Below are 12,264 nucleotides of genomic sequence, written 5' to 3' on the forward strand. Positions count from 1 at the left end.
GTCTGCGGCGGATTCCGGTATCAAAGACATAGCTGATTGCGTATTGTCGCCCGAACATCGGACGAAGGCGGGCTGCGGGAAATTCGGGCGATATGAAACGTCTAAAGATCCTCCGGCGGTGGTTTGCGCGGAAGCTCGGTTTTGCGCGGCTGATGTGCCTGGCGCTGCTGGTCGTGTTTGCCGGCGCTCGCCTATGGGATCCGCCGCCGATCCAGGAATTGCGGCTGCGCACCTTCGACATGTTTCAATTGATCGATCCGCGCCACAAGGCGGCGCGGCCGGTCGTCATCGTCGACATTGACGACAAGAGCCTCGCCAAGCTCGGTCAGTGGCCGTGGCCACGCACGCGGATCGCCGACCTGATCCTTAACCTCACGGCTCAAGGCGCGGTGGCGATCGGCTTCGACGTGGTATTCTCGGAGGCCGACCGGCTGAATCCAGATCTGGTGGCGGGCCAGATGCGTTATCTCGACGACGCCACCCGCGCCAAGCTGCGCGAATTGCCGAGCAACGATCAGATACTCTCCGAAGCGATCAAGCGCTCGCGCGTGGTGCTGGGCGAGACCGGGCAGCCGGCGATCTCGTCCGAGCTCGACAAGACGCTGCCGTTCACCGGTGTCGCGACGGTCGGCGAGGAGGGCGCCGAGCGCTTTCTGTTTGAATTTCCTGGCCTGCTACGCAACGTCCCCGTCATCGAGAAGGTCGCGGCCGGCCGCGGCCTGTTCACGATCAGGACCGAGCGCGACGGCCTGATCCGCCGCGTGCCGATGGTGATGCGAGCCCAGGGCAACATCATGCCCTCGCTCAGCCTCGAGATCCTGCGCGTCGTAACGGGCACGCCGACACTGCTGGTTCGCACCGACAAGACCGGCGTGCGGGCCGTGCGCCTCAAGGGCGTCGAGATTCCGACCGACAAGAACGGCCAGATCTGGGTGCATTACGCCCCCCAGGACCCCTCGATCTATGTCTCGGCGGCCGACGTGCTCGACAACACCGTGCCGCCGAACAAGATCGCCGGCAAGCTGGTGCTGATCGGCACCTCTGCCGTCGGGCTCAACGACATCAAGACCACGCCGGTGTCGCGGGCCATGCCTGGTGTCGAGATCCACGCCCAGGTGCTGGAAAGCGTGCTGAGCGGCGCGGTGATTTCGCAGCCGAACTACGCACTCGGCGTCGAGCTGCTCGCCGCCCTCGTCATCGGCCTGCTCGTCATCATTTTCACACCGAACCTTGGGCCCGTGCGGCTGGTGCTCGCGGGTGCGGCGTTTGCAGTCATCCTGGTCGGCGTGTCCTGGTTCTTCTACGCGCAGTACCGCTACCTCATCGACTTCACCTATCCGCTGCTGTCGACCACGGCGATCTATCTGACGCTGATCTTCGCGAGCTTCGTGCGCGAGCAACGCCAGCGCGTGCAGATCCGTGGCATGTTCGCACAGTACATGTCGCCGGTTCTGGTCGAGCAACTCGCGCAGTCGCCGGAAAAGCTCGTGCTCGGCGGCGAGGAACGCGAGATGACGATCATGTTCTCCGACGTGCGCGGCTTCACCACCATATCGGAAACCTACAAGCACGACCCGCAAGGGCTGATTGCGCTCATGAACCGCTTCCTGACGCCGCTGACCGACGTGATCATCGATCAGAAGGGCTATATCGACAAGTACATGGGCGACGCCATCATGGCGTTCTGGAACGCGCCACTCGACGACAAGGAGCACGAGGTCAACGCCTGCGAAGCCGCGATCCGGATGCTGGAGCGGATCGACGCGGTCAACAAGGAGCGCGAGCAGGAAGCCTCCGACGGCGGCCACGTCTACATCCCGCTCAACGTCGGCATCGGCCTCAACACCGGCATCGGCGTGGTCGGCAACATGGGCTCCGACCTGAAGAAGAACTATTCGGTGCTCGGCGACAGCGTGAACCTGGCCTCGCGCCTGGAGGGGCAGTCCAAGGAATACGGCTTTCCCATCATCGTCGGCTCCAGGACCGCGCTTGCCGCCAAGGACAAGTTCGCGATCCTCGAACTCGACTTCATCATGGTCAAGGGCAAGACCGAGCCGGAAGTGATCTACGCCATCGCCGGCCGCGAGGACGTGATGCTTTCAGGCGCCTTCCAGCGCCTGCGCAACGTCACCATCGAGATGCTCGGCTGCTACCGCGGCCGCGACTGGCAAGGCGCGCTGGACGCCATCGAGCGCGGCCGCAAGAGCGAGGATGCCGACACGCTGGAAAAGCTGTTCAAGCTTTACGAAGTGCGCATCAAGGAATTCCAGGTCAATCCGCCGGCGGAGGGGTGGACCGGGGCATATGCGCTGCTGACGAAGTAGGGAATGTGTGGCTGGATGGCAGCCACACACCCGGTGTCGTCCTGGCGAAAGCCAGACCCATTACCACCGACCGTTGTTTTGCGAAGGCCGGTGGTCAATAGCTTGTCGCCGCAACTACTCCCTGGGGAAATAGGTCCTGGCTTTCGCCAGGACGACGGCAGAGGGTTGCGTGCCCCCTCACTCCACCCCGATCGTGGTCAGGTCCTGGAACCAGTGCTGCGCCTGGACGAACTGCTTGATCTTGGGTGACAGCGCATGCGGGTTGGTGTCGTGGACGACCCACACCAGCGCGGCATCGTCCACGATCAGCGCGTGTGCCTGCGCGATCAGATCGTCCTGCTTGGCAGTGTCGAAGGTCTGCTTGGCCTCGTTGATCAGCGCGTCGACCTTCGGGTTCTTGTAGCCGCCCCAGTTGACGCCGACAGGCGCGATCTGGTCGGAGGCGAAGAAGCGGACGATGGCGTAGAGCGGGTCGGAGGTGACATAGGCGATGTTGTTGGCGGTGATGCCGGCGTTCATCTCGTCGGCCGCGCCCTTGCGCCAATGCGTATAGAGCGTCTCGAGCTCGACCACCTTGAAGTCGATGTCGATGCCGATCTCCTTGAAGCTCTGCTGCAGGAATTCGTTCATCGGCAGCGACAGCATCTGGCCGGTGCCGCCCTGCGCGATGATGAAGGTCGTCTTCAGTGGCTTGGCCTTCGAATAGCCGGCCTCCTCGACCAGCTTCTTGGCCGCAGCCAGATCATATTTCAGCTCGAAGCTCGGCTTGCCGAACCACGGGCTGGACGGATCGACCTGGCCCTTGGCGGGCTTGGCCAGACCGTTCATCAGGCCGACCACCGCCTCGCGATCGATCGCGAGGTTCAGCGCCTTGCGCAGGCGGATGTCGGTCCAGGGCGAGCCCGGCAGCACGCTGAGGTGATAGTTCCAGACATGCGGCGTGACGTTGTCGACGATCTTCATGCCGGCGGCCTTGAGCTGCGGCACGGCGTCCGGCGCCGGCGTCTCGATCAGGTCCACTTGTCCGGCGAGCAGCGCGTTGGTGCGCGTCAGCGCTTCCGGCATCGGCACCAGCACCAGCTTGTCGACCTTCGGAATGCGCTTCTTGTTCCAGTAGTCCGGATTCTTGGTCAGCTCCGCAAGCTCGCGCGGCACCAGCTTGGTCAATTTGAACGGGCCGGTGCCGGAAGGCTGGCTCGCGAACTTGTCCCAGTCCTTGCCGAGCTTCTCGTATTGCGCGGGACTCGACACCAGGAACCACAGCATCTGATAGGGAAAGAAGGAATCGACCGTCTTGGTGGTGATCTCCACCGTGAAGTCGTCGATCTTGGCGTAGCTCGCGACCGAGGGCAGGCGGGTCTTCACCTGCGCGCTCTGCCGCTTGTCGAATTGCGGCGCCTTGTCGTTGAGCACCTTGTCGAGATTCCAGATCACAGCGTCGGCGTTGAATTCGCTGCCGTCGTGAAACTTCACGCCTTTACGAAGAGCGAAGCGCCATTTGGTCTTGTCGGCCTCGTCCACCTTCCATTCGGTCGCGAGTCCCGGCACCAGCTTGCCGGGCCGATCGGATACGTCCATCTCCCAGGCGACGAGCGGATCGTAGATCGTGTAGGCCGTGAACTGATAGGCGCCGGCGCCGCGATCAGGCTGGCCCGTCGTCAGCGGAATGTCCGCCATCGAGATGCCGTAGCGCACCACCGTTTCGGCGCGCGCCGAGATTGCGGAAGCCGCCAGCGCAAGCACGGCGAGACAGATCGTCAGTCGGATACGCATGGCCCAAAGCTCCGAGGGAAAATTCGAGGGAGAAGTTGGAGCCAAACTTGCAATCTTGATGCCAGAATAGGCAGCGCGGTACTTTTGCCTGCGCTTGATCACAAGGACTTGTCGTCGCAGGGGCAATTCGCAGAATAAGTTTCCCCATTGGCACAGCCATTGCATACGATTGCATCAAAATTAATCATCGTAGGCCGGAAAAGGATTGAGTCGATGCTTATCAAGAAGACCACACGCGCGGCGTTGATTGCGGCGCTGGCTCTGACGAGTGCTGCCGCATGGCCGCGCGTGGCCAATGCCGACACCGTGCTGCGCATCGGCATGACCGCTGCTGATATTCCGCGCACGCTGGGCCAACCCGATCAGGGTTTTGAGGGCAACCGCTTCACCGGCCTCACCATGTATGACGCGCTGACCGGCTGGGACCTGTCTTCTGCCGACAAGCCGAGCGTGGTGATCCCCGGGCTCGCGACCGAGTGGAAGGTCGACGATGCCGACAAGACCAAATGGACTTTCAAGCTGCGCCCCGGCGTCACCTTTCACGACGGCTCGCCGTTCAATGCCGATGCCGTGGTGTGGAACGTCGAGAAGGTGCTGAAGCAGGACGCGCCGCAATTCGACGCCAGCCAGGTCGGCGTCACGGCCTCGCGCATGCCGACGCTGGCGTCCGCGAAGAAGATCGACGACATGACCGTCGAGCTCACCACCAAGGAGCCAGACAGCTTCCTGCCAATCAACCTCACCAACCTCTTCATGGCGAGCCCGGCGAAGTGGCAGCATTTTTACGACAAGGCGGAAGGCGCCGACGCCAAGGCGAAGTCGCAGGCCGCCTGGACCGCGTTCGCAAAGGACGCCGCGGGCACCGGCCCGTGGAAGATGGCGAGCTTCACCCCGCGTGAGCGGCTCGAGCTCGTCAAGAACGCGAGCTATTGGGACAAGGCGCGCCTGCCCAAGATCGACAAGATGGTGCTCTTGCCGATGCCGGAAGCCAACGCGCGTACCGCGGCGTTGCTTTCGGGCCAGGTCGATTGGGTCGAAGCGCCCGCGCCCGACGCGCTGCCCGAGCTCAAGCAGCGCGGCTTCAAGCTCTATGCCAACGAGCAGCCGCATGTCTGGCCGTGGCAGTTCTCGCGCGTGGAAGGCTCGCCCTGGAACGACATCCGGGTCCGCAAGGCGGCCAATCTCTGCGTCGATCGCGAAGGCCTCAAGGACGGCCTGCTCGCCGGCCTGATGGTGCCCGCGACCGGCACGTTCGAGCCCGGCCATCCCTGGCGCGGCAAGCCGACCTTCGAGATCAAATATGACAAGGCGGCCGCGCAAAAGCTGATGCAGGAGGCTGGCTTCGGTCCGAACAAGAAGCTGACGGTGAAGGTGCAGACTTCCGCCTCCGGCTCCGGCCAGATGCAGCCTCTGCCGATGAACGAGTATCTGCAGCAGGCGCTCGCCGAGTGCTATTTCGACGTGCAGCTCGACGTCATCGAGTGGAATACGCTGTTCACCAACTGGCGCCGCGGCGCCAAGGACCCCAGCGCCAACGGCTCGAACGCGACCAACGTCACCTATGCGGCGATGGACCCGTTCTTCGCGCTGGTGCGCTTCCTTCAGTCCGGCATGGCGCCGCCGGTCTCGAACAATTGGGGCTTCATCAACAACCCCAAATTCGACGAGCTGGTGAAGAAGGCGCGGCAGACCTTCGATCCCGCCGCGCGCGACGCGGCTCTCGCCGAGCTGCACGCGGCCTCCGTCGATGACGCAGCCTTCCTCTACGTCGCCCACGACGTCGGCCCCCGCGCCATCAGCCCGAAGGTCACGGGCGTGGTGCAGCCGAAGAGCTGGTTCATCGACTTCTCGCTGGTGTCGATGCAGTGAGGTGAGCACGCTGGTGGGGCTCCCCTCCCCCTCGTGGGGAGGGGTTGGGGAAGGGGGGCCACACGGGCGGTCCCCGTGTCGCCACCCCTCTCCCTAACCCTCCCCCACAAGGGGGGAGGGAACTCTCGCATCTCGCGTCCCTTACTCAAGCCCGCGCACCCAATCGTGCGACATCACGTCAGGTTAATCCGTGCTCGCCTATATCGCCAGACGCATCGTCTACGTCATACCGATCGTCATCAGCGTGGCGCTGGTGTGCTTTCTGCTCGTGCACATCACGCCGGGCGATCCGCTGGTCGCGGTGCTGCCGGCCGATGCCTCGCAGGAACTCGCGGCGCAGCTTCGCACCGCCTATGGTTTCGACCGGCCGCTGCCGGTGCAGTTCGGGCTTTGGCTGCTCCGTGCCCTTCATGGCGATCTCGGCAATTCCATCGCCACGGGCCGCCCTGTGCTCGCCGAGGTCATGCGCGCGGTCAGCAATACCGTGACGCTCGCGATTGCCGCCGCCATCATCGGCTTCACGATGGGCATCCTGCTCGGCCTGATCGCCGGCTATTTTCGCGAGACCTGGATCGACAAGCTCGCGACCTCCTTTGCGATCGCCGGCGTGTCGGTGCCGCATTACTGGCTCGGCATGGTGCTGGTCATCATCTTCTCGGTCCAGCTGAACTGGCTGCCCGCGGTCGGCGCCGGGCCCAACGGCTCAAACTCCTGGGCCTGGGACTGGGCGCACCTGAAATACCTCGTGCTCCCGGCGATCACGACCTCGGTGATCCCGATGGGCATCGTCACCCGCACGGTGCGCGCGCTGACTGGCGATATTCTCAGCCAGGATTTCGTCGAGGCGTTGCGTGCAAAAGGCTTGCACGAAACCGGCGTGTTCCGCCACGTCATCAAGAACGCCGCGCCGACGGCGCTCGCGGTGATGGGACTTCAGCTGGGCTACATGCTCGGCGGTTCGATCCTGATCGAAACCGTGTTCTCCTGGCCGGGCTCGGGCTTCCTGCTCAATTCGGCAATCTTCCAGCGCGACCTGCCACTGCTCCAGGGCACGATCCTGGTGCTGGCGCTGTTCTTCGTCTTCCTCAATCTGCTGGTCGACATCGCGCAAGCCGCGATCGATCCGCGCATCAAGCGGGGCTAGCCAATGAGCCCAGCCGTAGCCACACAAAAAGTGCGCTCCCTCCCCCGCTTGCGCGGGGAGGGTTGGGGAGAGGGTGTCTCCTCAATCGAGTATCCCCCAGAGGAGAGAACCCTCACCCGGCGCAGCGCGCCGACCTCTCCCGCAAGCGGGCGAGGTGCACTGCATCCTTGGCATGCACCTATCGAACCAACGTCCATTGGGAGCTAGCCGATGAGCGAGCTTCCGTTGTCTGCCACCAGCGATGCCGCGCTGCAGGCCGCGCCCGCGACCAAGGCGCGCGGCTATTGGGCGACCGTCGGCCGCCGCATCCGGCGCGACAAGGTCAGCATGGTTTGCGCGATGGTGCTGCTGCTGATCTTCCTGTCCGCGGTGATCGCGCCCTGGCTCGGGCTGGAGGACCCCTACAAGGGCTCGATGATCCGCCGCCTCCGCCACATCGGAACGGTCGGCTATCCGCTCGGCACCGACGAGCTCGGCCGCGACATGCTGGCGCGCCTGATCTATGGCGGACGGCTGTCGCTCCTCATCGGCATCCTGCCGGTGATCCTCGCCTTCGGCATCGGCACCTCGCTCGGACTCGTCGCAGGTTACGTCGGCGGCAAGCTCAACACCGCGATCATGCGCACGATCGATGTGTTCTACGCGTTCCCCTCGGTGCTGCTCGCGATCGCGATCTCCGGCGCGCTGGGAGCGGGTATCCTCAACTCCATCGTGTCGTTGACCGTCGTGTTCGTGCCGCAGATCACGCGCGTCGCGGAAAGTGTCACCACCGGCGTGCGCAACATGGATTTCGTCGAGGCTGCGCGGGCCTCCGGCGCGGGACCCTTCACCATCATGCGCGTGCACATCCTCGGCAACGTGCTGGGCGCGATCTTCGTCTATGCCACCAGCCTGATCTCGGTCTCGATGATCCTGGCCGCCGGTCTCTCCTTCCTCGGCCTCGGCACCAAGCCGCCGGAGCCGGAATGGGGCCTGATGCTCAACACGCTGCGGACCGCGATCTACGTCAATCCGTGGGTCGCAGCGCTTCCGGGCGCGATGATCTTTGCGGTCTCGATCTGCTTCAACCTGCTCTCGGACGGCCTGCGCAGCGCCATGGACATCAGGAACTAGCCATGAGCGATACCAACGCTTCCCTCGCCATGCTGGAGCCGATCGAAGACCTTGGCGGCGTCGCGCAGCCGCTGCTCCAGGTCAACGGCCTGACAAAACACTTCCCCGTGCGTGGCGGGCTCTTCGCCGCGAAGCGCACCGTGCGCGCCGTCGACAATGTCTCGTTTTCCGTCGCCAAGGGTGAGACGGTCGGCATCGTCGGAGAATCCGGCTGCGGCAAGTCGACCACCGCGCGGCTCCTGATGCATCTGATGCCGCGCGACACCGGCGACATCATCTATGACGGCATGGCCGTCGGTCAGTCCTTGTCGCTGCGCGAATTGCGCCGCGGCATGCAGATGGTGTTCCAGGATTCCTACGCCTCGCTCAATCCGCGCCTGACGATCGAGGAATCCATCGCCTTCGGCCCCAAGGTCCACGGCATGGCCGACGGCGCAGCACGTGCGCTGGCGCGCGAGCTGCTCGGCAAGGTCGGCCTGGTACCTGCAAACTTCGCCAATCGCTATCCGCATGAAATTTCCGGCGGCCAGCGTCAGCGCGTCAACATCGCGCGGGCGCTGGCGCTGTCGCCGCGGCTGGTGATCCTCGACGAAGCCGTCTCGGCGCTCGACAAATCCGTCGAGGCGCAGGTGCTCAACCTGCTTGCCGACCTCAAGCGCGAGTTCGGGCTGACCTATCTCTTCATCAGCCACGACCTCAACGTCGTGCGCTACATCAGCGATCGTGTGCTGGTGATGTATCTCGGCGAGGTCGTCGAGCTTGGTCCGGTCGACCAGGTCTGGGACCAGCCGGCCCATCCCTATACACGCGCACTTCTTGCCGCGATGCCGTCCTCGGACCCGGACAGGCGCACCGAGACGCCGCCGATCACGGGCGATCCGCCCAATCCGATCGATCCGCCGTCGGGCTGTCGCTTCCACACCCGTTGCCCGTTTGCGGAGCCGCTCTGCGCAAATGCGACACCAAAGCTCACAGCGCTCGATACAATGGGCCACGAGGCCGCGTGCTACATGGTAATTCCGGGTTCAGGCCACAGCCGCGCGCCCAGGGAGAAGACCGCATGACGAGACCGACACCAAAAGAGATCAAGCCGATCGCGCAAATCGCCGGCGTCCCCGTGGATGACGAGATCGCGACGCGCATCTCCAATTCCATCGGGCCGGCCTTCGAGGGCTTTGCGGCCATCGCCGGCACGCTGCCGTTCGATCTCGAGCCCGCGCTCTATCCGATCGCGCAGACGCAAAAGGTGTCGAAATGAGCACCGAGCCTGCATTGATGACGCTCACCGAGGTCGCGCGCGCGCTCGCGATGAAGCAGGTGTCCTCCCATGAGGTGACGCGCGCGCTGCTTCACCGCATCGCGCAATGGCAACCGCATCTCAACGCCTTCATGTCGATTGAATCAGAGGCAGCGTTGAAGGCCGCCGAGGTTGCCGACGCCGAGCTCGCCAAAGGCGAGGTTCGCGGGCCGCTGCATGGCGTGCCGCTCGCGCACAAGGATATGTATTATGACGCCGGCAAGGTCTCGACTTGCGGCTCGCTGATCCGCCGCGATTTTGTGCCGACCGTGACGTCCACCGCCTTGCAGCGGCTGAAGGACGCCGGTCAGGTTCGGCTCGGCACGCTGCATCTCGCCGAATTCGCCTATGGTCCGACCGGCCACAACGCCCATTACGGCCCGGTGCGCAATCCCTGGAACGTCGCGCATATCACCGGCGGCTCGTCGTCCGGCTCCGGCTCGGCGGTCGCCGCGCGGCTGACCTACGCGGCGCTCGGCTCGGATACCGGCGGCTCGATTCGCATGCCCGCGCATTTCTGCGGTGTCACCGGGCTGAAGACCACGGTCGGCCGCGTCAGCCGTGCCGGCGCGATGCCGCTGTCGCAATCGCTCGACACGGTCGGTCCGCTCGCCCGCACTGCCGAAGACTGTGCCCTGTTGCTGGCGCTGATGGCCGGCCCCGATCCTGCGGACTCGACCTGTAGCCACGAACCGCTGTCGGACTATGTCGGCGCGACCAGGGGGTCGCTCAAAGGCCTGAAGATCGGCGTGCCCGCGTCCTTCTATGTCGACGATCTCGACAGCGAGGTCGCGCGCGTGCTGGACGAGACCATCGCGGTGCTCAAGCGCGAGGGCGCCGACATCGTCACGGTCGAATTGCCGGACCAGCGGCAATTGTCGGCGGCAAGCCAGCTCGTGCTCGCGGCGGAAGCTGCCGCCTTCCACAAGCGCTGGATGATCGAGCGGCCCCAGGATTACGGCCCGCAGGTCCTGATGCGGCTCCAGAACGGGCTCGCGGTTCCCGCCATCACCTATCTCGAGGCGATGCGCTGGCGCGGCCCGGCGCTCGCCGCGCACAATGCGGCCACGGCGAAGGTCGACGCGGTGATCGCGCCGGCCTCGCCGGTGCCGGCGCCGACGATCGACGAAAGCGACGTCGGTGGCGGACCGAACGCGCCGGCGCTGTTGCAGCGGCTGACGCTGTTCACCCGCCCGGTGAACTTCCTCGGCCTGCCGTCGCTCACCGTGCCCTCGGGCTTCACCAAAAGCGGCCTGCCGATCGGCATGCAGCTGATCGGCCGCTCTTTCGATGAGGCGACCTTGCTCACCATCGGCGCCGCATTCCAGCGCGTCACCGACTATCACGACAGGCTGCCGAAACTCCCGTCATGACAAAGCTCGTCGAGATTTCAGGCCTCAACATCCGCTTCACCGGCGAACGCACGGTCTATGCAGTGAACGATCTCAGCCTCTCGCTCGGCGACGGCGAGGTGCTGGGCCTACTCGGCGAGTCCGGTTCGGGCAAGAGCGTGACCTTGCGCGCGCTGATGCGGCTGCTTCCGAAGAAGCGGACGCAGATTTCGGGCAAGGTCAATGTCATGGGCCGCGACGTGCTCGCCATGAACGACGAGCAGCTCTCGTCGTTCCGCGGCCAGACCGTGTCGATGATCTTCCAGGAACCCGCGCTCGCGCTCGATCCGGTCTACACCATCGGCGCGCAGATCGCCGAAAGCGTGGTGCGTCACGAAGGCAAGTCTTATGCGGAGGGCAGGGCGAGGGCGCTCGAAATGCTCGAGGTCGTGCGCATTCCCAGCGCGAAGCGTCGCCTCGACGCCTATCCGCATGAAATGTCCGGCGGCATGCGTCAGCGCGCGATGATCGCGCTGGCGCTCGCCTGCCGACCAAAAATCCTGCTGGCGGACGAGCCGACCACGGCGCTCGATGCCACCGTGCAGATCCAGATCCTGCTGTTGCTGCGCGAGCTTCAACGCGAGTTCGGCATGTCCGTCATCTTCGTCACCCACGACATCGGTGTCGCCATCGAGATCTGTGACCGCGTCGCGGTGATGTATGCCGGCCAGATCGTGGAGCAGGGGAGCTTGCGCGACATCGTCCGCAGCCCGGTGCACCCCTACGCCAAGGGCCTGCTCGCCTCCACCATCCACGGCGCCAAGCGGGGGCAGCGCCTCGAAACCATCCCCGGTACCCCGCCCTCGCTGGCCGAGAAGCCCCACAACTGCTCCTTCGCGCCCCGCTGTTCGGTGGCTCAGCCGCGCTGCCTGGAGCAACTGCCCGAGAACGTGGAGATCGGGCCGAGCCGGGCGGCACGATGTGTGTTGGCGGAGCCGGTCCCCGCGCTCTCCTGATACCTGGACGGCAATCTGGCAGCGGGGGAACATTCACACGTCATTCATCCCCGTTCCGGTTCCATAGGACGGTTCACGGAGAGGGACCTCACTTATGTACATTTCCAATGAAGGCCTGCTTGTCATCCTGTTCGTCGGCCTGGTCGCCGGCTGGCTGGCCGGCAAGGTAGTGCGGGGCGCGGGTTTCGGCATCATCGGCGATATCGTAATCGGCATTGCCGGCGCGTTTGTGGCCAGCTTCCTGTTCCCGAAGCTCGGCATTCGCATCGGCACCGGCCTGGTGTCCGAGATCGTCTATTCCGCGATCGGCGCGGTCATCCTGCTGCTGGTGGTGCGGCTGGTACGCGGCGGCGGCCGGTTGTAGCGGCGCCCCGGGTTCAATTGATCAAGATTTCGA

Annotated in this window: 10 protein-coding genes; 9 read left to right on the plus strand and 1 reads right to left on the minus strand. The window is 64.6% G+C overall.

Annotated elements, in window-relative coordinates; all coding sequences use genetic code 11:
* Positions 1-92: 92 nt before the first annotated feature.
* A complete protein-coding gene (locus NR187_RS01710; protein ID WP_211381941.1) occupies positions 93-2,324 on the plus strand; it encodes a CHASE2 domain-containing protein in 2,232 nt (743 codons plus the stop codon).
* A 177-nt stretch (positions 2,325-2,501) separates the two neighbouring features.
* Here the strand turns inward: NR187_RS01710 and NR187_RS01715 are convergent, their stop codons facing one another.
* Positions 2,502-4,097 (minus strand): ABC transporter substrate-binding protein, encoded by a 1,596-nt coding sequence (locus NR187_RS01715; RefSeq protein ID WP_256805580.1) that lies wholly within the window; start codon positions 4,095-4,097, stop codon positions 2,502-2,504.
* Positions 4,098-4,310: 213 nt separating this feature from the next.
* On the opposite strand from NR187_RS01715, the gene NR187_RS01720 reads away from it, so the two are divergent.
* The 8 genes from NR187_RS01720 to NR187_RS01755 all read left to right on the plus strand — a co-directional run bounded on the left by NR187_RS01720 (position 4,311) and on the right by NR187_RS01755 (position 12,231).
* Positions 4,311-5,966, plus strand: coding sequence for an ABC transporter substrate-binding protein (locus NR187_RS01720; RefSeq protein WP_256805581.1), 1,656 nt, complete (start codon positions 4,311-4,313; stop codon positions 5,964-5,966).
* Between the two features lie 190 nt (positions 5,967-6,156).
* Complete coding sequence (locus NR187_RS01725) at positions 6,157-7,110, plus strand: ABC transporter permease (RefSeq protein ID WP_211381944.1); 954 nt, start codon at positions 6,157-6,159, stop codon at positions 7,108-7,110.
* 210 nt (positions 7,111-7,320) lie between these two features.
* Positions 7,321-8,223, plus strand: coding sequence for an ABC transporter permease (locus NR187_RS01730; protein WP_211381945.1), 903 nt, complete (start codon positions 7,321-7,323; stop codon positions 8,221-8,223).
* 2 nt (positions 8,224-8,225) lie between these two features.
* Entirely contained in the window at positions 8,226-9,287 is a 1,062-nt protein-coding gene (locus NR187_RS01735; RefSeq protein ID WP_256805582.1) for an ABC transporter ATP-binding protein, read from the plus strand.
* Positions 9,284-9,481, plus strand: a complete 198-nt coding sequence (locus NR187_RS01740) for a hypothetical protein (protein WP_018321359.1) — start codon at positions 9,284-9,286, stop codon at positions 9,479-9,481. The genes NR187_RS01735 and NR187_RS01740 overlap by 4 nt, the downstream gene beginning before the upstream one ends.
* Positions 9,478-10,893 carry an amidase gene (locus NR187_RS01745; protein ID WP_256805583.1) on the plus strand — a complete coding sequence of 472 codons (1,416 nt, stop codon included), beginning with the start codon at positions 9,478-9,480 and terminating at the stop codon, positions 10,891-10,893. The genes NR187_RS01740 and NR187_RS01745 overlap by 4 nt, the downstream gene beginning before the upstream one ends.
* Positions 10,890-11,867: an ABC transporter ATP-binding protein gene (locus NR187_RS01750; RefSeq protein WP_211381948.1), complete on the plus strand. Its 978-nt coding sequence runs from the start codon at positions 10,890-10,892 to the stop codon at positions 11,865-11,867. The genes NR187_RS01745 and NR187_RS01750 overlap by 4 nt, the downstream gene beginning before the upstream one ends.
* Before the next feature lie 94 nt (positions 11,868-11,961).
* A complete protein-coding gene (locus NR187_RS01755) occupies positions 11,962-12,231 on the plus strand; it encodes a GlsB/YeaQ/YmgE family stress response membrane protein (RefSeq protein ID WP_256805584.1) in 270 nt (89 codons plus the stop codon).
* The last annotated feature ends 33 nt before the right edge of the window (positions 12,232-12,264 follow it).

This window comes from Bradyrhizobium sp. Bra64 (assembly GCF_024519875.1).
GTDB lineage: Bacteria > Pseudomonadota > Alphaproteobacteria > Rhizobiales > Xanthobacteraceae > Bradyrhizobium > Bradyrhizobium japonicum_G.

Bases quoted from the DNA above. Each gene is read 5' to 3' on its own strand.
- NR187_RS01710 (WP_211381941.1), top strand. From the start codon at position 93: ATGAAACGTCTAAAGATCCTCCGGCGGTGGTTTGCGCGGAAGCTCGGT.
- NR187_RS01715 (WP_256805580.1), bottom strand. From the start codon at position 4,097: ATGCGTATCCGACTGACGATCTGTCTCGCCGTGCTTGCGCTGGCGGCT.
- NR187_RS01720 (WP_256805581.1), top strand. From the start codon at position 4,311: ATGCTTATCAAGAAGACCACACGCGCGGCGTTGATTGCGGCGCTGGCT.
- NR187_RS01730 (WP_211381945.1), top strand. From the start codon at position 7,321: ATGAGCGAGCTTCCGTTGTCTGCCACCAGCGATGCCGCGCTGCAGGCC.
- NR187_RS01735 (WP_256805582.1), top strand. From the start codon at position 8,226: ATGAGCGATACCAACGCTTCCCTCGCCATGCTGGAGCCGATCGAAGAC.
- NR187_RS01740 (WP_018321359.1), top strand. From the start codon at position 9,284: ATGACGAGACCGACACCAAAAGAGATCAAGCCGATCGCGCAAATCGCC.
- NR187_RS01745 (WP_256805583.1), top strand. From the start codon at position 9,478: ATGAGCACCGAGCCTGCATTGATGACGCTCACCGAGGTCGCGCGCGCG.
- NR187_RS01750 (WP_211381948.1), top strand. From the start codon at position 10,890: ATGACAAAGCTCGTCGAGATTTCAGGCCTCAACATCCGCTTCACCGGC.
- NR187_RS01755 (WP_256805584.1), top strand. From the start codon at position 11,962: ATGTACATTTCCAATGAAGGCCTGCTTGTCATCCTGTTCGTCGGCCTG.